This is a genomic window from Crystallibacter degradans (genome assembly GCF_012952295.1).
GTDB lineage: Bacteria > Actinomycetota > Actinomycetes > Actinomycetales > Micrococcaceae > Crystallibacter > Crystallibacter degradans.
Genome location: NZ_JABBCH010000023.1, coordinates 1 through 19,361 on the forward strand (window position 1 = coordinate 1; position 19,361 = coordinate 19,361).

Annotated in this window: 15 protein-coding genes and 1 pseudogene; 8 read left to right on the forward strand and 8 right to left on the reverse strand. The window is 64.1% G+C overall.

Annotated elements, in window-relative coordinates; genetic code table 11:
• The coding region (locus HGO92_RS23490; protein ID WP_205834885.1) for a hypothetical protein at positions 1–255 on the forward strand (255 nt) is incomplete at its 5' end.
• A 222-nt stretch (positions 256–477) separates the two neighbouring features.
• Here HGO92_RS23490 and HGO92_RS21120 read toward each other — a convergent pair.
• The 5 genes and pseudogenes from HGO92_RS21120 to HGO92_RS21140 form a co-directional block, all read right to left on the reverse strand.
• Positions 478–1,068, reverse strand: coding sequence for a DUF305 domain-containing protein (locus HGO92_RS21120; RefSeq protein WP_205834886.1), 591 nt, complete (start codon positions 1,066–1,068; stop codon positions 478–480).
• Between the two features lie 218 nt (positions 1,069–1,286).
• Positions 1,287–1,693 (reverse strand): annotated as a pseudogene (locus HGO92_RS21125) (four-helix bundle copper-binding protein).
• Positions 1,694–1,942: 249 nt separating this feature from the next.
• Positions 1,943–2,401, reverse strand: coding sequence for a hypothetical protein (locus HGO92_RS21130; RefSeq protein WP_169998395.1), 459 nt, complete (start codon positions 2,399–2,401; stop codon positions 1,943–1,945).
• 287 nt (positions 2,402–2,688) lie between these two features.
• A complete protein-coding gene (locus tag HGO92_RS21135; protein WP_169998397.1) occupies positions 2,689–3,963 on the reverse strand; it encodes an APC family permease in 1,275 nt (424 codons plus the stop codon).
• Between the two features lie 908 nt (positions 3,964–4,871).
• Positions 4,872–5,261 carry a heavy metal-responsive transcriptional regulator gene (locus HGO92_RS21140; RefSeq protein ID WP_169998399.1) on the reverse strand — a complete coding sequence of 130 codons (390 nt, stop codon included), beginning with the start codon at positions 5,259–5,261 and terminating at the stop codon, positions 4,872–4,874.
• A 283-nt stretch (positions 5,262–5,544) separates the two neighbouring features.
• Between HGO92_RS21140 and merA the strand changes: the two genes are divergently transcribed.
• From merA to HGO92_RS21175, 7 genes are all read left to right on the forward strand, one after another.
• Entirely contained in the window at positions 5,545–6,978 is a 1,434-nt protein-coding gene (gene merA, locus HGO92_RS21145; RefSeq protein ID WP_169998400.1) for a mercury(II) reductase, read from the forward strand.
• Positions 6,979–7,016: 38 nt separating this feature from the next.
• Positions 7,017–7,679, forward strand: a complete 663-nt coding sequence (merB, locus tag HGO92_RS21150) for an organomercurial lyase MerB (protein ID WP_169998402.1) — start codon at positions 7,017–7,019, stop codon at positions 7,677–7,679.
• Positions 7,680–7,769: 90 nt separating this feature from the next.
• On the forward strand, positions 7,770–9,137 hold the full coding sequence (locus HGO92_RS21155) for an FAD-dependent oxidoreductase (protein WP_169998404.1): 1,368 nt from the start codon (positions 7,770–7,772) through the stop codon (positions 9,135–9,137).
• Positions 9,138–10,211: 1,074 nt separating this feature from the next.
• Positions 10,212–11,135 carry a WD40/YVTN/BNR-like repeat-containing protein gene (locus HGO92_RS21160; protein ID WP_169998406.1) on the forward strand — a complete coding sequence of 308 codons (924 nt, stop codon included), beginning with the start codon at positions 10,212–10,214 and terminating at the stop codon, positions 11,133–11,135.
• 643 nt (positions 11,136–11,778) lie between these two features.
• Positions 11,779–13,824 (forward strand): copper resistance CopC/CopD family protein, encoded by a 2,046-nt coding sequence (locus tag HGO92_RS21165; RefSeq protein WP_169998408.1) that lies wholly within the window; start codon positions 11,779–11,781, stop codon positions 13,822–13,824.
• A gap of 315 nt (positions 13,825–14,139) precedes the next feature.
• On the forward strand, positions 14,140–14,514 hold the full coding sequence (locus HGO92_RS21170; protein ID WP_074703359.1) for a BlaI/MecI/CopY family transcriptional regulator: 375 nt from the start codon (positions 14,140–14,142) through the stop codon (positions 14,512–14,514).
• Positions 14,511–15,542 (forward strand): M56 family metallopeptidase, encoded by a 1,032-nt coding sequence (locus HGO92_RS21175; RefSeq protein ID WP_169998410.1) that lies wholly within the window; start codon positions 14,511–14,513, stop codon positions 15,540–15,542. The genes HGO92_RS21170 and HGO92_RS21175 overlap by 4 nt, the downstream gene beginning before the upstream one ends.
• Positions 15,543–15,774: 232 nt before the next feature.
• Here the strand turns inward: HGO92_RS21175 and HGO92_RS21180 are convergent, their stop codons facing one another.
• From HGO92_RS21180 to HGO92_RS21190, 3 genes are all read right to left on the reverse strand, one after another.
• Positions 15,775–16,005 carry a DUF2933 domain-containing protein gene (locus HGO92_RS21180; RefSeq protein WP_169998412.1) on the reverse strand — a complete coding sequence of 77 codons (231 nt, stop codon included), beginning with the start codon at positions 16,003–16,005 and terminating at the stop codon, positions 15,775–15,777.
• 2 nt (positions 16,006–16,007) lie between these two features.
• Positions 16,008–16,322 (reverse strand): hypothetical protein, encoded by a 315-nt coding sequence (locus tag HGO92_RS21185; protein ID WP_169998414.1) that lies wholly within the window; start codon positions 16,320–16,322, stop codon positions 16,008–16,010.
• A 100-nt stretch (positions 16,323–16,422) separates the two neighbouring features.
• A complete protein-coding gene (locus HGO92_RS21190) occupies positions 16,423–19,200 on the reverse strand; it encodes a heavy metal translocating P-type ATPase (RefSeq protein WP_169998416.1) in 2,778 nt (925 codons plus the stop codon).
• Positions 19,201–19,361: the final 161 nt, after the last annotated feature.

Genomic DNA, 19,361 nt, shown 5'->3' on the forward strand with positions numbered 1-19,361 from the left:
AGTGAACAATGCGGGCAAACCAGCGGCCACTACCGGGCAGTTTTCGTGGCCATACGCGGGCAGTCCCAGTGGCCGTCAGCGGGTAATTCCGTGGCCACCTATGGGCAGTTTTTCATGGCCGCTTACATGCCTGGTTGGTGGTGGAACGGATTTGTTGTCCACATAGATGCCTTTTGTCGGGATGCCTCCGGTCTGGAGCGCATCCATCGGGCGGTCTGGATCCTGATTGGCCGTGGAAACACGCGCATTGTGTAGGCGCTTTGGCCGTTTCTCACGTGGTGATCTGCGTGTCGCAAGAAACTATTGTTTTTCAAGACATCGAATGGGCTTGGGAAGAGGACTGATGTTTGCTTCGTTGGCGGTTAACCGCATTTGGATTGGCGGTTCTCATCGCTGAGCGGGCTTTATATCGGGCGGTACGAGCGGAACATTCAAGTCGGTTAGCTAAAAGCGTACGACCGCTCAGGGCGGTCCTGCTCAGTCCGTGGGGCACTGGCGTTCTGCGGGCTCCTGGTAGTCGGGGACCGGTCGGGCTTCTGCCTCTTGGGCTGTTGAGGCCACTCCATTGCGTTGGATGTCTTCGATCAGCCAGTCCATCTCAAAGATCTCCCGCCGCTGCGCTTCGCTGATCTCGACTGCCAGTTCACACACCCGCGCGTCTGCGAGTTCGGCGCGCTCGGACCGGGTGATGGCCAACGAGTGGTGCGGGATCATCGAGCTCATGAACCCCGTGTCCTGCACGGTGGTCTGGCTGCGGTCGAGGAACGCTCCGCCGCCGAGGAGCAGGAGACTGACCACCACCACGGCCACGTTCGCTTTCGTGTTCCGGTACATCTTCAGCATCCAGGCGAGCATGATCAGGCCCATGGTCCCGCCCATCGTGAGCGCCATGAACATGCGGCTCTCGCTCCAACGCACATGACCCCACTCATAGGAGCCGACGAACATGGCCGCGTACATCACCACCATCGCCGTCAGAATCATCGCCCCGAAGCGCAGGTACATCTTCCTGGCGTCGTGGGGCTGGTGTCCACTATGACGTTGCTCGTTAACCTTGTCGTTTCCCATGCTTCTTCTCCTTTTCATGGCTTCGCCTACCGTCTGGCGGTTCCTGCCAGCATGGTTGCCGGAGCTGCGGCGGAGACCACAGCAGCAGCAGCGCATCCGCGCCCGGCGTGGTTATTCTGCTTCTTCTTATGTCTCGTTCACGCTCGTTTTTGCTTCCGTCCGATACCTGGACATTCCCCTGTACGGGGGTTCCGGTACCCGGCCGGCCTGGGCGCGGGTTAGCCTAATGAGTCCAGCAGGTCGGCGCAGGCCTTTTCGCAGCGCCGGCAGGCCTCGGCACAAACGCGGCAGTGCTCGTGCATTGACGCGTGCCGTTCGCATTCATCGGCGCAGGCCTTGCAGGCGGTCCGGCACGCTTCGAGGACGGCGCGGGTGATATTTGCGTCGTACCCGGGGTGGCGCGAAAGCGTGTTTCCTGCCGTGGTGCAGATGTCGGAGCAGTCGAGGTTGCTGCGATGCACTTGGTCAATTCCGCGACCATGTCTTCGCTGAGGCAGGCATCCGCGCAAGCCGTGCAGGTCTGTGCGCATTCGAAGCAGGCCTGGATACACTCGACGAGTATTGCCTTATCGATGTCTCCCAGGTCCTTGGGATAGCTATCGAGCATTGTCTGTACATGCGTCATTGTTCTTCTCCATTAGTTGCTGCCAGCGGAGGGGTCCGTTCTCCGCTGTTCCTGTGAGGGGCGTACTACTGTCGCTGATCCGATCCATCGTCGTGTTTCGGATCCTTGCAGAGACAGCCTTTGCTGCCGCCGCCCATGTTCCGTGCACCGAAAGCCTCGTCAGGCCACGTGGACGTTATCAAGCACTGACGTCCCTGTTTGGTTGAGTCACTCGGTCGGTCGAGTCCTCTTGGCAGCCGCGGAGCGGTTTTAGGTGCGGCTGATCGACAGTTGGATGAGGGATGGGGCCCGCGGAGCCGGGCCGGCGATTCCCGGCGACTGCGTATGACTGGGCAGGGGCGGATCGGTCAGCACAGGTGCGGGCACGGCCGGAGGCGGGTGCTCTTCGGATCGCTGGACTACTGCCTCGATGGTCGGCGGAACCTGGTGTGAACAGCAGTTGTGGCGGCGGTCTCGGCCATGAGGCTCTGAGTCCACCGCGTCCACCGATGGCTCGATCCCCTGGCCGGCTTCACGCTTTTCAAGATGGTCATGCCCGGCCGATGGAGCTTGGTCCACAGAAACCCGCTCACCGGCATTCAAGTGCCCGCTGAAGCACACAGACACCACGCCCGCGACGAGGAGCATGAGGGCGAAACCGGCAAGGATGCTTCGCCAGGAGCCCACCCGCTGAAGCATCGCTGCTGGACGTCTCGTAAGCCGGATCATGATCCTTCCGTAGTGGACGAGCATGTGCGGCCCACACTACCCACGCACCGGAGGTCCTGCCAGCCCAAAAGCCGAATGCGCCCGTAAAGACGTGAGGCCAGAACGGTAGCAGCATTCTTGACTTATGCCGAGTTCCTTGAGATAGGCACCCCCGAACAGATAACGGCGCATCCCGTTACCTGATTTACTTCAGTCTCGTTATTGTCTGAATGCATTTTCTGTTACGTTCCCGGACCAACTGCAGAACGTACCGTTATGAATGCGAAGCGTCACAGCCCGCGGTAAGGTCAGGCAGATTTATGTGTATCGGGCTTGCTGTAACGCAAGCGCAGCGCCCTGTAAAGAAGCCCGGCGGCAAACATCGCCAGTCCCGCGAGCACGGATTCCCAGGGCAGGGTGACCACCAGAATGACACACGCGAGGGAACCCAGGACCTGAAGGAACTTCGGATAGAGGCGATCAGAGCCGGTTTGCGTGAATGCCGAAAGATTGGCGATCAGGTAATAGACCAGGACCCCGAATGAGGAGAATCCAATGGCCCCGCGCAGATCAGCGATGAGAATAATGACGCAAACAGCGGCACCGAGGGCCAGTTCCGCACGGTGAGGAACCTGGAAGCGCGGATGGACAGCCGCGAACCAGGTCGGCAGATCCGCCTCCCGGGCCATGGCCAGCGATGTCCTGCCCAGACCCGCCACCAGCGCCAGCAAGGCACCCAATGCGGCCAGCGCCGCCCCGATCCTCACGACCGGGCCGGCCCACCCCCATGAGCCGGCGGCCACGGCTTCAGCCAGCGGAACAGGAGTGCCCGCCACCCCGGCCGGTCCTAGGGCGGACAGAACACTGAGCGCGATGACCGCGTAGATGACGACAACCATACCCAAAGCGATCAGAATAGCCCGGGGAATGGTCCTGCGCGGCGCGGTGACTTCCTCACCCATCGTGGCGATCCGGGCGTAGCCGGCGAAGGCGAAGAACAACAGGCCAGCGGACTGCAGGATTCCGTACCAGCCATGTCCCAGCAGGCCCCCGTTCCAGAGCCTGGACGGGTCAGCAGACCCCGAACCCCACACTGCGGCCACGACGATCGCAAGCGCGATGAGCACGGCAGTAACGATGAGCTTGGTCAATGCCGCTGTGCGGGTCACGCCACGGTAGTTCACGGCCACGAGCAAAAGCACAGCGGCAACCGCCACGGGCCGCTCCCAGCCAGGGGGCGCAGCATAGGCGGCAAACGTCATGGCCATGGCCGCGCTGCTGGCGGCCTTGCCCACAATGAACCCCCAGCCCGCCAGAAAACCCGGCCACGGCCCCAGGCGTTCCCTCCCGTAAACATAGGTCCCGCCCGAAGTCGGATAGGCTGCGGCAAGCTGGGCCGAAGCCGTCGCGTTGCAGTACGCGACGATGGCCGCGAGGACCAACCCGATCAGCAACCCGGCTCCTGCCACCTGCGCCGCAGGAGTGAAAGCGGCAAAGATGCCGGCACCGATCATGGAACCGAGGCCGATCACCACCGCGTCGAAGGTTCCCAACCGGCGGGCGAGAGCAGGAGTCTTATTCATCAATGATCTGCCTTTCGCAGTAACGGGGACACTCCGACCTTAGCGGGAAGCAGATCCGCCACATGAAGAAGCAAGCCAGCGGCGGGTGCAGGAAGCTACCACAAGCAACACTTGGAAAGGAGACCCAGGAGGAAGGCATCTGCCCGTGAACGGAGACCCCAACCCCTCCTCCATAGACCGTTCTGAATGGCCGCCCATGGCCACGTTTTTACCAAGAACCCGGACCGGTGAGACCCGCAGGTGCAGGACCGTCGACAACATCAACGGACGAGGGCCCGGTGCCGCGCCAGACTTGTTTTCAACGAAAGCAATGAAAGCACTGTTGTCTGGGAAGTTCCACCCCGGCAGATAGCGGGCCGGTCAGGGTCCGGCGAAGAGGGCTCTATTCGCCGGGCCCCGAAGTCTTGAACGCTCCTGACCGAGCATCGGCTTCCCGCACCAAGACCGGAACCAGCTTCCCACGCCGCCCTTCCAAAAACCCTGAGTCCCATAGGTGCGCACCATATCGTCCCCGGTTTAGTGTCCGAGAGCGGGAGAACGTATGGGAGGGCCAGTCAAAAAGGCGATCCAGTGTACCTAATGAGAGAGCAACAGAGTTTTGGCGGCTAATCGGAAGCTGCGCTAAGGCTGTTACAGCTCCTGTGGCCTCACGTCGCGCACTGTCCGCGGCTACAGAGAGAGTGCCGATCCATGGGCTGCGACGGCCGTTCTTGACAACGAATGATTCCAAGGACGTCTTCAATTGAGAATTGCCGCCCGTGCCCTTGGTCGCTACGGTGCGGCAGATCCGGGAAAAATCTCACTCGTGATGTCGTTTTCTGAAGCCGTCTGTACCACCAACCCCGGCATGACGGCGGCCGATGGAGGGGCCATCCTGGTTGGCAAATTGGGGCCCGGTCCTTGTTGGATCAGATGTAGCTGCAGATCTGTTCCGCATCACAGCGCTCCGGATCAGCTGCCTCGGCGGTTGCATATTGTTCGGCCACGGTTGCCCGTAGCGCTCTCAGTTCGGCGATTTGCCGGTCCAGGTCTATAAGTTGTTTCCCCAAAACGTCCCGCACATGGGTGCACGGCGTCAGACCGTTATCGCGGATCTGCAGAATGCCCTGGATCTGTGCCAGTGTCAGTCCGGCAATCTGGCTGCGGCGGATGAATTCAAGGCGACTGAGGGTGTCGTGGCCGTAGTCACGATAGCCGTTGGCGCAGCGTTGAGGCCGCGGGAGCAGGCCCCGGTCTTCATAGAACCTGATCGTCTTGGTTGTCATGCCTGCAGCGGCAGCAGCTTCGCCGATTCGCATATCGGATCCTTTTTTTCCCTCCGAAATCGCATATGACTCTTCCACCCTACTGGAAGGTTCCCGCGTCGGGCCGCGCCCCGCCTGCTCCGTTGATCTGCTTGACCTTCCCCTTCGTCGGCAAGTCATTGCCTGTGGCGGATTGTCCGGTCCGGATTTCGGTTGCAGCGAAAAACAACAAATAGTGGCCCTCGCCCTTGACCTTCCAGTGCGGAGGAAGGTGCAGACTGAGGGCAGCACGCGCAAGAGAACGCCCCGGGGGTGTTTATTTCTCCATGGAGGACCAATGCCTGAGACACTTGATTTGGCCGTGATCGGTTCCGGAGGCGGTGCCTTCGCCGCCGCCATCCGTGCCACCAATCTGGGCAAGCGGGTCGTGATGATCGAACGCTCCACGGTGGGCGGGACCTGTGTGAACACCGGGTGTGTTCCCTCCAAAGCCCTGCTGGCCGCCGCCGAAGCCAGGCATGTCGCTTTGGACGGCGCCGGAAGGTTCCCCGGAATCAGCACTTCGGCCGCACCGGTGGACATGGGTGCACTCGTTGACGGGAAACGCTCCCTGGTCGAGGGCATGCGCTCGGATAAATACGTGGATCTGGCCGCCGAGTACGGGTGGGACCTGCGTCACGGTATCGCGGCATTCGCAGGCACCCGGGGGGAACCGCTCCTGGAGATCACCGGGCCTGACGGTGCCCGCGATTCCCTGACCGCCGCACATTATCTGGTCGCGACCGGTTCGGCCCCGTGGGCACCCCCTGTGCCGGGACTGGATGAGGTTGACTACCTGACCTCGACCACCGCCATGGAACTGGACGAAGTTCCGGAGTCCCTGATCGTGTTCGGCGGCGGGTACGTGGCCCTGGAACAGGCGCAGCTTTTTGCCCGCCTCGGATCGAAAGTGACCCTGCTGGCCCGCTCCCGGCTGGCGTCGCAGGAGGAACCGGAAGCATCCCGTGCCCTGATGGGCGTCTTCGCCGACGAGGGCATCCGCGTGGTCCGCCGCGCAGCCGTGACCTCGGTGCGCGCGGATCCCGCCGGGGCAGAAATCGCTGTGACCGCCACCGTGGCCGGGGGCCAGGAGGAATTCCGCGCCGCGAAGCTGCTGGTGGCCACCGGACGCCGCGCCGTCACTGACGGGTTGAACCTGGACGCTGTCGGCGTTAAGATCGGCGACACCGGCCAGATCCTGGTCGAGAACACCCTGGCCAGCTCCAACCCTAGGATCTGGGCAGCGGGTGATGTGACCGGGCACCGGGAATTCGTTTACGTCGCGTCCGCCCACGGGACCCTGATGGTGGAGAACGCGTTCAACAATGCCAGGCGCCAGGTCGATTACCGGCACCTGCCCCGGGTGACGTTCACCAGCCCGGCCCTGGCCGCGGTCGGCATGACCGATAAGGAAGCGAATGAAGCGGGCATCCGGTGTGAATGCCGGGTCCTGCCCCTGGAGCATGTTCCGCGGGCGCTGGTGAACCGGGACACCCGCGGTTTCATCAAAATCGTCGCCGACAACAGCACCGGCCGCATCGTCGGGATCACCGCAGTCGGAAAGGAAGCCGGCGACCTGGCCGCGGCCGGGGTGTACATCCTCGAGGCAGGCATGACCGTTGACCAGGTCGCCAACCTCTGGTCCCCGTACCTGACCATGGCCGAAGGCATCAAAATCGCCGCGCAGTCCTTCACCACTGACGTTTCCAAACTCTCCTGCTGCGCCTCCTGACCGCGCCAGGCCCCAACCCCCAACTGGAGGGAATAACAATGACGAACAACGTCAGCCAGGTCACCGACCGCCTCGCCTCCTCCGAAACCGGCATCCAGCCCTGGCTGTGGCTGCCGCTGCTGAAACTGCTCGCACTGGGCGACCCCGTGGGCCCAGCGGACCTTGCAGCCGCCACGGGCCGTCCCGCCGAGGAAGTCCGGGCCGCCTTTGAGGCCATGACCGACGCCGAGTACGACGGATCAGGCCGGATCGTCGGCCTGGGACTGACCCAGCGCCCCACCCGGCACCGCTTTGAAGTGGACGGTGAACAGCTGTACACCTGGTGCGCGCTGGACACCCTGATCTTCCCCGCCCTTCTGGGCACCTCCGCACGGATCGAATCCGCCTATGACTCCGCCAGCACCCCCGTGCGCATTCATGCCGGCAGCTCCGGCGTCACCAATATCGAGCCGGCCACAGCGGTGGTCTCCCTGATCAATCCGGAAGACATCAGTTCTGTCCGCTCCTCCTTCTGCAACCAGGTCCACTTCTTCGCCTCACCCGAAGAAGCCGGACCCTGGCTCAAGGACCACCCGGAGGGCACCGTGATCCCCGTGGAGGAGGCGTACCGGATCGCTTCGGACATGGCCGGAAAAATGCTCGCCCGGGGCGAAGCGCAGATCACCGGACCGGAGGATACGGCGCCCAGCTGCAGCAGCTGACCAGGCGCGGGCCCCGGGCACCACCGTGCGCGCCGAAAGACGTTTGACGAGAAGAACCCGAAAGATCAAGCCAATCTGAAGGAGATCAGCGTGAACGAACATTTCGATGTAGCCGTACTTGGCATGGGGCCCGGCGGGGAGGTCGCCGCGGACCGCCTCCTGAAAGTAGGGGAAAAAGTAGTCATCTTCGAACGGGAACTGATCGGCGGGGAATGCGCCTACTGGGCCTGCATCCCGTCCAAAACAGTCCTGCGCCCGCCGGAAGCACGCATGGAGGTACAAAAAGCCGCCGGCGTCAGCGCCGCCGAACTGGACTGGGACGAAACAGCCAAATACCGGGACTACATGATCCGGAACCTGGACGACAAAGCCCAGGTGGACGGTTACGCGAAGCAGGGCGCCGAGGTGGTCAAGGAAGAGGCACGGCTCACCGGGCCGGGCCGGATACGCGCCGGAGACCGCGACATCACCGCCGAACGCCTCATCATCGCCACCGGGTCCGAGGCGGTAATACCGCCCCTGGAAGGCATCGAAGAGATCACAACATGGACCAACCGGGAGACCTACACCGCCTCAACCCTCCCCAAACGGGCAGTGATCATCGGCGGCAGCGCGGTCGGGGTTGAAACAGCCACGTTCCTGGCACGCTTCGGCGTCAAAGTCACCCTGGTCCACCGCGGACAGCGGCTGATAAACCGGGAAGATCCCCGCGTCGGGGAACTGGCCCACACATACCTTACGGAAACCGGCGTCGACGTCCACCTCGGAGCCTCCGCTGCCCGCGCCAGGCGCGAGGGCGCCGACAGCATCATTGAACTTCACAAAGCAGACGCCGAAGACGGCGGAGAAGTCGCAGCCGACGTCGTAATCTTCGGCACCGGCCGAAAGCCACGCACCAAAGGCCTGGGCTTTGAACATTCCGGGATCGGCTTGGGGGACCGCGGCGAAGTGCTGGTCGATGAGCACTGCCGCGCCGCGGAGAACACCTGGGCCATCGGGGACGTCACAGGCATCATGCCGTTCACCCACGTGGCCAAATACCAGGGCAGGATCGCCGCCGACGCCATTCTCGGCCAGCCCCGCGCCGCCACCTATGACGGCATACCGCGAGTGGTGTTCGCCGACCCCGAAATCGCCGCCGCCGGGCTGACCGCCCGCCAGGCACAAGAACGCGGACTCCGGGTTGCCGCGGCCGAAGTCGATCTTGCCCACGCCATCGCCCGGCCCTGGACCTACGAGAAAGATCCGCGCGGACACCTGGGCCTGCTGGCCGACGCCGACCGGAAAATCCTCATCGGCGCCTGGGCAGTCGGGCCCATGGCCGGTGAATGGATCCACCACGCCTCCCTGGCCATCCGGACCCAAATACCCGTCGACACCCTCCTGGACCAGGTCGCACAATTCCCCACCTACCACGAGGCCTACCACGCGGCACTGGAAAAACTGGACCTCGGCTAGGCGTGTTCGCACATGCAGTTCGACCTCAGCGAGGTCAAAACGGCGGATGTCCCGCATCGGTTGCTTTTACCCCAATGCCGGCGAAGACGGCACGGCGGACGTCTGGCTCATCGGTGAAGGCCCAACTACCCAGCAGCCGTCCCAGCAGGGCGGCGGTACGAGGAAAACTGTCGGGGTGAAACGCGCAGTAACCGGCCTCACGAGGGTACGGTGGAAATTTCTTTTGATGCAACTCCAGTCCGCGCCAACGAGTCGTCGAACCAGGGACGCTCCATGAACTGATCGCGCACTGCCGCAATTGCCTCCGAAGTTGCAGCGAAGACTATTCCAAAACCAAGCTGAGCAGGCAGGGGAATGCTTTAACGAATTTCAGCTCCGCTGTTCCACGGCTAAGGAATCGCCCGTCGGTTATCTCCCCCTCACAGTGGGGCTCGTCAAAGCTGACCGACATTCAACCGGGCAGCGATGAACGCCGATCCAGTCGACGTCGTCATGCCGGCCGGACGGGTGGGGCGAACTTGATAACCCGCTGTTCGAGGACCCGGGACCACGAGATGCTTTGCAAGCGGCATTGGGCGGCCCTGAGAACGACCCGGTTCTACTGACCTCTGCGAGATCGCCGACAGGCTCAAGCCTTTCACTGGCCGCCCAGCCGGTCTCGATGCGCCGGATGGCTCACACGTAAGGCGAAGGGACCCTGGCGAAACGGTCGGAGGACCACGAAGATCGGACAGAGGTCACACCGTCGCCGAATGCGAATCTGACCCGGCACCCACGTCTCCGGTACTGGCACGGCTGGTGGTCATGGCGGCGACAAAAACGGTCGCCAGCCTTTTCTGCTTCCGGGCTCTTTGCGAACTCCCGCTCAAGCCACCCGCCGTTGCAGATGCACAGCTCCTGAATTACTATGAGACATAGTAGAAGGGCGTCGCACTCTTGGCCGCGCCGACCGGCCGCCTCCTACGCACAAGCGGGCTACTGGTTGTAACCACATCACCGAACCCCGCCCGGCTGACTTCACAGCAGCGCGTGCAGCTTCCACCCACCGCCGTATCAACGACTAAGGATCACATCGTGAAAGACACGTCCCGTACGCCCGCAGCACCAGCCGAGAAGCAAAAGAAAGCCAGTGCTGGCCGGCGCCAGTGGGTAGCGGCAGCAGTAGCCGCTGCTGTTATCGCCGTCGGCGGTGGGATTGGTGTCTTTGCGGCCACCGGCGGGAAAGATGCTGCCACAGAAGCATCAAGGGCTGCAACCAGTCCCTACGTTGGCGGAGATCTGCACATACTGACCTCGCTCGGGGGGCGGCTTTACGTGGGCGGCCACGACGGCGGGGGTGTTTCCACCGATGGCGGTGTCACCTGGACACAACTGCCATCACTTAAAGGGACCGATCCGATGGGGGCGGCAGCAACAGAGGAACTAACACTCATCGGTGGCCACCCTGGCCTTTACCGGTCCACCGACGGTACGTCCTTTACGAAGGTCACAGGTGAAGGGGCACTCAATGATGTGCATGCCCTTGGCGGCGCGGGTGAAATCTTCTACGCCAGCACGACAGAGGGTGGGCTACAGGTCAGCGACGACGGCGGGAAGAACTGGACAACCCGTAACACTGAGATCGGTCAGTCTTTTATGGGAGTCATTTTGGTGGACCCAGCCGACCCCGAGCGACTGATCGCGACGGATATGGCCAACGGCCTGGTTATCAGTAACGATGGTGGCCGCACGTGGGAAGGCCTGGGCGGACCCGGTGGGCCGATGGCCGTCACGTGGGACCCTACCAACACCGCGCGGTTGGTGGTTTCAGGGATGGCCGAAAGCGCCATCAGTAGTGATGGCGGCGAGACCTGGGCCCCTTTGGCGGCACCTGAGGGCACTACCGCCACCACCTTCTCCCCCGACGGGAAGACGCTCTTCGCCGCCGTCCGCAACGGCACTAACGCCAGTGTTTACGCCAGCACCGACGAGGGCCGGTCTTGGACGAGTCTGGTTTAGGGCGGCGAAGTTTCACCCGGGCAGGGCACTGCCGCAAACTCGCGCCAGTTCCCCCTGCCATCCCTGGCGCGCGGCCGGTGCCCTCGCCCCCACTGCCGTAAGCCTTGATGAGTCAGTTCGGAGATGCAGCCCCGTTGGTTAGCGCTCCCGGGCTCTTCTGCTCCGCAAGCCGCTGCTGGTGTGCCACCGGAGGTGATTGGCGGCGGCGCGGGCCTTATCTCGAACGGCAACGGCAGACTCAAAAAAATTCCGCGCTTGTTACCGCATGGCGGTCAATTCGCGGGAGCCCAGCTGTTTGCGGGATGGAGCGTCACGCTATGTTCCGTCGGCCCAGAGACCTTATCCCTGTTGAGCTCCATGTGCTTACCGTGCAACTGTTACCGGCAGGCAACAGCGCACCACACCAAATGACCAGCAACACTTATCTCCATGCCGATGCCGACCAATATGACGGGTCCGCTCTAAGGTCCCGCCAAGTCCAAGGAACTACTATGTTTGTTAGTATTGATACTCGGTTCGAGTTGGCATCTCCGACCCCGGCTACGCCAGACTCTTAGCGCCGTAAGTACTGGAGCCGAGCTTGGAGTGCCTGGAGCTGAAGCTGGCCTCCAGATGCCTGCGCCGACGACTATGGAGAGAACTTTTGACGGATCACCAGCAGGTGGGGCTCCTGCCGCAACCAGCCGGCACCGTATTAGACGCCGGCAGGGGAGGCAGTATTCCCGGAGATTCCTCTTGGCGTTCGCCCCTGGGCTCCTCGGCCCGCAGCGGCTGGCGGCTGTTGGTCATTGCAGCGCTGGCTGGTATTGCGTTACTGGGCGGGGCCGGTCCGGCTTCTGCCCATGCCAATCTTCTTTTTACCGCTCCGGCAGCCGGTGCTGCCGTTGCCGACGCCCCGCAGGCCCTGACCCTTCTGTTCGATGAGCCGGTATCTGCCGGCGGCACGGTGGTTGAGGTGTCGGGCGGCGATGCAGGTATCGCCACGGGCCCGGCAACACTTAGCCATGAAGGCCGGGCCGTGGAAATGCCGATCGACGGTGCAATGGCACCCGGTGTTTATGTGGTGGAATGGCAGATCACAGCCCGTGACGGGGACGTGATGGGCGGCAGCTACCGTTTCGCTGTGGGTCCGGCCGCAGCTTCCCTAGATCCCAGGCAGTCAACGCAGACGCGGGGATTCTGGATCACGGCTGGTTTGCGATGGATCGTTTTTGCCGGCCTGGCTCTGAGTCTCGGCGAGCTGGTTCAGGCCCGCATGTTGCGGCGCGAACCGGGCGCCAGACCGCGCACCTGGATGCTGCCGGTGCTGCTGTCGGGTCTTGCCGCGTCGGCAGGCCTGACTCTGGTGCTGGCAGGCAACGGCTCCCTTGCCCAAGGTGTCCTCAGCCCGGATCCGGAAGCTTTGTTTTCTTCACGTCCCGGGATTCTGGCGTTGGTCACCGCCGGCGGATTCGCCTTGGCCGCGGCAGCCGAACTCGTGTCGCGCCGCTGCTGGCTGTGGCCTGCCCTGTTCATGGTGGTCGCGGGCGAGGCCCTGCGGGCGCATCCGCAGCTGGTGAATCCTGTTCTCGGCATTCCGCTGTCCCTGGTTCATCTGGCCGCCGCGGCGGCATGGGCGGGAACGCTGGTTTACGCCCTGCGTACCGCAGCAGCGCGGCGGCACGCGCCGCAGGGTGTCCGTACAGTCTTTGCCGCCTATGCGGGCTTGGCAGTGTGGCTCTTTGCCGCCGTCGCCGTGACCGGAACCGGTTCCGCGTTGCTCCTGGTGCCGCCGGATGAAATCGTCACCACGGATTACGGGCGCGCTCTGGCCATCAAACTTCTCCTTGTCGCCGCCGTCGCCGCACTGGCCTTCCTGGCCCGGCGGCGGCTTCGCCGCCGGGCAGCGTCTGTAAAGATCATCCGCCCGGCCCGGGCGGAAGCGGTGTCCCTGCTGGTGCTCCTGGGCGTATCGGCGCTGCTGACGGTGCTGCCGATGCCGGGGACCAAGGATGCATCGCTGGCTTTTCCGCCGCCGGCCACGGGACCGGCAGTCATCACGGGGGCACTGGCGGGCAATGTGGGCATCACGGCCACGGCCAGCGAAGGCCAGCTCGTGGTGCAACTGACAGCACCGCAAACCCCGGACGGCACCGGCGGCAGCGATCAGCAGTACAGCTTGAGCGGGGCACTGACGGGCCCGTCCGGCAGGACGCAGGAGCTGGACATGCGTGCCTGCGGCGCCGGCTGCTACGTCAGCGCCGCCACCTGGGAAAACGGGTCCAGCCGGCTGACACTGACCGTCACGGCCGAGGGCTGGACCGGGGGCCGCGCAGCCCTCACTGTCGCCTGGCCCGCATCGCCTGCCCCGGAACTTCTCACGGAAGTCGTTTCAACGATGGCTCAAATCCCGGAATTCACGGTGCACGAAGTCGTGACCAGCGACACCACCCAAGGCCTGGGGACACCCACATCCCTGCAAATTGAAGGCCCTGGGTTCCTTGAGCGGGCTCTTTACGGGTCAGCGACGGCACCGTGGACCAACCGGTTGCCTGACGAGGATGGCCACCGGCGCCTCGCACTGGCCTACCCCGCCGAAAACGCCTATTTCGAACTGACGCTGGCCGATGACGGCAGGATCCTTTCCGAAACTCTCGCCGCTCCGCACCACCAGGTCACCCGCACCTACATCTACACCGGACATGAGTAGTGTTGCCGTCCCGCCGGGCGTAGACGTCCTGACGCAATCCTTCCCCCGCGGAACACCGCCATAAGCATGTGACAGGTGGTGAATTCGTAGATGTAATCCCACCAGTATCTGTGCGCTGCCTGTAGAAGCCCTCGTGCGGAGGGTCTGCAGGCCGTGCAGGCGTCAATGATTACTGCGGGCAGGAGCAGATGCCCTGCCAGCTGAACCTGAAGATCAGCGAACAAATTCACGTACGGGTTTTCGTGACCGAGTGTCATGCCAGCTACTATGTAAGGTAGGAATAAAAGCCAAGCGCGGGGGTAGAAGGTGGTTGTCGTGCGTCAGCTGGGACAGCTGGAAGCTGCGGTGATGGAGCGCGTGTGGTCTGCAGATGCTGCCGTCTCGGTCCGCGAGGTGCTCGATGCTCTGCAGCAGGAGCGCACTATCGCGTATACAACGGTCATGACGGTGATGGACAACCTCCACACCAAAGGCCTGCTGGTGCGCCAGAAAGAGGGCCGGGCTTACCGTTATCGGGCTGCCCGGACACGCGAGCAGCACGCTGCCGAGTACATGCAGAACGTGCTGGCCTCTGGCAGCGACCGCACCGCAACACTCCTGCATTTCCTTGAACAGATGCCCGCCGATGAAGTTGCCGAACTGCGGCGGGCACTGGATCAGGCCGGGAACGGCGAAGCCGCAACGTCATGACTGTCCCGGTTGTCCTGGTCGTTTTTGCCATAGTTGCTTCAGTTTTGGGGCCGCGGCTGCTTCGGCGCGGCGACTGGCTCTCCAGGTCGCCGCGGATGGGCATTTTCGCCTGGCAGGCGCTGAGCGGTTCCGTGTTGCTCTCGGCACTGCTGGCCGGGGCGGCGCTGGCCGTGCCCGCACTGCCTGCAACAGCCAGTCTTGCCGAGTTCCTGCAGTCCTGCCTGATGCTCCTGAAGGCACAGTATTCGACTCCGGGCGGAGCCGCGGCAGGAATCACGGGCGCGGTCCTGGCCGTGACTGTCCTGGCCCGTTACGGCTTCTGTCTGGCCAGATGCGTGGTCTCGGCCAGGAGCAGCAGGCTGGAGCAGCTTCGATCGCTGGCGCTGGTCGCCCGCCGGAATGACAGGTACGGCGTGCTCGTTGTGGACCACCCGGTCGCAGCCGCGTACTGCCTGCCCGGCCGTGGACGGCAGATTGTCCTGACCACGGCGGTACTGGACGCCCTGGACGAGGAGCAGCTCAGCGCAGTACTGGCCCACGAGAGGGCGCACCTGCGCGGCCGGCACGATCTGGTTATGGCCGGCGCCGAGGCCCTGGAACAGGCATTTCCCCGCGTTCCCGCGTTTCGTGCCGCCCGCCTTGAACTCGCCCGGCTTATTGAGCTGCAGGCCGATGACACCGCTGTGCGCCGCTACCCGCGACTTACGGTCGCTTCTGCCCTGGTCCGTCTGGCCGAGGGCGGCGCGGCGCCCGCCTCCGCGCTGGGGGCCGGAGGACATAGCGCACTCATGCGCGTACGCCGTTTGGCGGCACCGTCAAATCCCCTGGGCCCCGGGCGCAGGGCGGCCATAGCGCTGGCCGCAGCCGCCCTGCTTGCCGGACCGGTCGTCCTGGCTGCCGTACCCGCTGCCGGCATAGCGCACGATTATTCATGCCCGCCCGCCGCCGTTGCAAGCCATGAAGACATGGCGGCCCTTGGTTGCCTGCCGGCGGCGCAGGCATGCCCGGAGGGAGCAGGCCGCAGTTAGGATCCCGACGGCTTCCAGGCGCTCTCACGTTCGTTGGTAGCCCTGCGCAACTCTGCGATTTCCATCCGAAGCAGCTCTTCCTCCGAGAGGCTGTCTGCCGGCCCTTGAGGTTTGGATGCCGCCCCTGAGAGGGCCGCAAGTGAACAGCCGGCCCGCCGCATGGGCCGCAGGCACAGGAAATACATCGCGGCCACCGATGCCAGCAAAAGCGCGGCGGCAAACACCGTTTCCATTAGCGAACTTCGGCCGCATCATAACCGGTGACGCCGGGTTCCTGCCGGGACTGCCGGGAACCGCGAAGGCTTTCAACTTCCGCCCGCAACCTGCGGATCTCGTCCGGGGAAGCCGAAGCCTCCGGGGCGGCACCCTTTGCACCCTTTGCGCCCCTCATCATGAACCACATCATCAGGCCCATCCCCACGGGGCAGGCAAGCAGTGCCAGGGCATAAAATGCTTCAGCCATCGTCATTTCCCTTCGGTACGGTCGGCAGGGGTCCCGGCCTGGCCGGTTTCGGCCATCATCTGTTCGTGCATCCGGGCCATGCCCGGATTCTCGCCCATCATCTGTTCGTGCATGCGCGCCATGCCGGGGTTCTCCCCCACCATCAGTTCATGCATCCGTGCCATGCCGGCCCCGTTCATTTCGGATACGTCCGGGGTCATTTCGGATACGTCCGGGGCTGGAGGCGGAGCGGTATCGGCCGCCGGTACGGAGACGGCGGTTCCCGCGGCGAGTGCCACGGCTGTTGCGGCAAGTCCTGCGAAAGTTGCAGAAATCATGATCACCTTTCCAATCTACTATGCTTGATAGTAGTTGAACGGGTGGCGGGCTGCAATGGTTCCCGCCGGCGGGCCTCCTGCTGCAGCACCCCCGGGAAGGTCAGCGGCCGGCTCCGGAAGCCTTCACCTGGGCCGGTGCCGGTACCGTTCCGGCGTCGCCGGGTTCTTCGGCCGGTTCTGGGGCGAAGCGGTGCAGCCGGCTGGCGTTGACCACGACGCTGATGCTTGAGACGGCCATGGCGGCGGCAGCGATCATGGGTGAGAGCAGGGCTCCGGTGGCCGGGTAGAGCAGTCCCGCGGCGATCGGGATGGCGGCGGTGTTGTAGCCGAAGGCGAGGAAGAGGTTCTGCCGGATGTTGCGCATGGTGGCCTTGGACAGGGCTACCGCCGTGACCAAGGCCTGCAGGTCCCCCGACATCAGGGTGATGTCGGCGGCTTCGATGGCAACGTCGGTGCCGGTGCCGATGGCGATGCCGACGTCGGCCTGGGCCAGTGCGGGTGCATCGTTGATGCCGTCGCCGACCATGGCCACAAGTTTGCCCTGGTCCTGCAGGGTGCGGATTTCCGCTGCCTTGTGTTCGGGCAGGACGTCGGCCAGGACCCGGTCAATGCCTACTTGGCCGGCTACGGCCCGGGCGGTGGCGGCGTTGTCCCCGGTGATCATGACGACCTCGACGCCGAGCCGGTGGAGGGCGGCCACCGCGGCGCGGGAGCTGGGTTTGAGCGTATCGGCGACCGCCACCAGGCCGGCCGCCTGCCCGTCCACGGCAACGTACATGGGGGTTTTGCCCTCCTCCGAAAGCCGGGCGGCCTGCTCGCCGAACTGCCCGGTTTCGATGGCCGCGTCGGAGAGCAGGCGGATGTTTCCGATCAGCACCTCCCGGCCGTCGACGCTGGCCCTCACTCCCTTGCCGGTGACGGAGTCGAAGGCGCTCACGGGTGAGAGCCGCAGCCCTTTTTCCTGCGCGTTGCGGACGATGGCCGCGGCCAGCGGGTGTTCGCTGTCTGCTTCTGCCGAAGCGACGAGACGCAGCAGTTCGTCCGGGTCCTGGCCCGCAGCCGGAACCAGATCGGTCAGGGAGGGCTCGCCCCTGGTGATCGTGCCCGTCTTATCCAGCACCACGGTGTCGGCCTTGTGCGCGGATTCAAGCGCTTCGGCGCTCTTGACCAGGACGCCCATGGAGGCGCCCTTGCCGGTGGCAACCATGATCGACAGGGGGGTGGCCAGGCCCAGCGCACACGGGCAGGCGATGATCAGGACGCTCACCGCGGCGACCACGGCCAGGGTCAGGGCCGGACCGACGACGAACCAGACAACGAAGGCGATAACGGCTATGAAGACGACTGCGGGCACAAAGTATCCGGCGACGGTATCGACGAGGCGCTGGATGGGTGCCTTCGAACTCTGGGCTTCCTGGACGAGCTTGATGATCTGCGCCAGGGCGGTCTCGGCACCGACACGGGTAGCGCGCATGGTGAATGCCCCGGTCGTGTTCACCGTGGCCCCGGTGACCGGGTCGCCGGCGCCTTTGCTGACCGGGACGCTTTCGCCGGTGATCATTGATTCATCAATGGTTGACCGTCCCTCGATGATTTCCCCGTCGACGGGAATCTTCTCCCCCGGGCGTACGCGGATTTTGTCGCCGGCCTGCACTTCATTAGCGTCGACTTCGACTTCCTGGCCGTCCCTGAGCACCCTGGCGGTGGCCGGGGTCAGCGCGAGGAGCGCGCGGATGGCCTCGCCCGTGCCGGAACGTGCGCGGGCTTCAACCAGACGGCCGAGCAGGATGACCGTCACGATGAAGCTGACGACCTCGTAGTAGACCTCGCGGACCTCTTCGGGAAAAGCCCCGGGGAAGAAGGTCACTGCCAGGCTGTATCCGAACGCGGCCGCGGTTCCCAGGGCGATAAGGCTGTTCATTTCCGCCGAGCGGTTGGCCAGGGCGCGCCAGCCGATGCGGTGGATCGGCCAGCCGACGATGAACATCACCGGCAGGGTCAGCACCAGCTGCGTGTACGGGTTTTCCAGGAAATCCGGGACGTACCGGCTTCCGATGAAGTGCGAGACCATGGCCGCGTAGAGCACCGGGACCGTCAACACGGTTCCGAGCGCCACGCGCCATTTGAGGTCCCGCACCTCCTGGTGCTGGGCCTCCGCTTCGGCTTCCTCGGTCGGTTCGCTCCCCGGATCCGGGCGCAGGCGGGCGGGGAAGCCGGTAACGTCGGCGACGGCTTTTTCGAGCTCGCCGGTGCTCGAGCGCTCCGGGTCGTACATCAGCACGGCACGTTCGGCGCCGAAATTGATCTCCGCTGATTCGACGCCGTCGATACGCTGCAGCCGGGATTCGGCTTTCACGGTGTCGATCAGCATGCTGCGCAGCGCGCCGGGGAGCATGAACTCGGCGCGTTCACGGGGCTGGTTGGCCTCCAGCCGGGGTCCGACGCCGACGGCGCGGGCGGTTTCGGGTTCTTCTTCCCGGCCGGTATCGGCCGGTGCGCTTCCGGCAGGTTCGGCGACCAGGCGTCCGTGCAGCATGTTCATCCCGCAGGCCCATGGGTACTCTCCGGGCTCCTCAATGACCAGATCAACCGTGGTGGTGCCGAACGCCGCCAGCGATGCGCTTTTGCGCAGGTCGGGAAAGACGACCCGGCTGGTGCAGTCGCTGTTGTCCTGCCGGTTGAACCGCAGCCTGACGGGAGTGCCTGCCGTAACATGCACCAGATCCGGTGTGTATCCGCCGCGCACCGCAATGTCGACTGTCTGGACGCCGCCGGAAACCTCGGCGCGCGTCGCTTTCCGGGGCCGGAAAAAGTACCAGGCGAGGAATCCTATCAAAGCGGTACCGGCGGCAATGACGGCTAAATCGAGCGTATCCATTTCTGCTTCTCCATCCGCAGTGCGCCCGCCCTGAATCGGCCTGCCGCTGCTGCTGTTGTCCGCGAAAACACCTTTAAGTAGCTACTATGTAGATTAGTACATATAGCAGGACGTTTGGCTCCGGCTAAGGAATTCGCTGCTTCCACAGACAGGAAGGAACG

Coding starts and splice junctions, on each gene's coding strand:
- HGO92_RS21120 (WP_205834886.1), bottom strand. CDS start 1,068: ATGGGAAACGACAAGGTTAACGAGCAACGTCATAGTGGACACCAGCCC.
- HGO92_RS21140 (WP_169998399.1), bottom strand. CDS start 5,261: ATGCGAATCGGCGAAGCTGCTGCCGCTGCAGGCATGACAACCAAGACG.
- HGO92_RS21185 (WP_169998414.1), bottom strand. CDS start 16,322: ATGATTTCTGCAACTTTCGCAGGACTTGCCGCAACAGCCGTGGCACTC.
- HGO92_RS21135 (WP_169998397.1), bottom strand. CDS start 3,963: ATGAATAAGACTCCTGCTCTCGCCCGCCGGTTGGGAACCTTCGACGCG.
- HGO92_RS21130 (WP_169998395.1), bottom strand. CDS start 2,401: ATGATCCGGCTTACGAGACGTCCAGCAGCGATGCTTCAGCGGGTGGGC.
- HGO92_RS21190 (WP_169998416.1), bottom strand. CDS start 19,200: ATGGATACGCTCGATTTAGCCGTCATTGCCGCCGGTACCGCTTTGATA.
- merB (WP_169998402.1), top strand. CDS start 7,017: ATGACGAACAACGTCAGCCAGGTCACCGACCGCCTCGCCTCCTCCGAA.
- HGO92_RS21180 (WP_169998412.1), bottom strand. CDS start 16,005: ATGGCTGAAGCATTTTATGCCCTGGCACTGCTTGCCTGCCCCGTGGGG.
- merA (WP_169998400.1), top strand. CDS start 5,545: ATGCCTGAGACACTTGATTTGGCCGTGATCGGTTCCGGAGGCGGTGCC.
- HGO92_RS21175 (WP_169998410.1), top strand. CDS start 14,511: ATGACTGTCCCGGTTGTCCTGGTCGTTTTTGCCATAGTTGCTTCAGTT.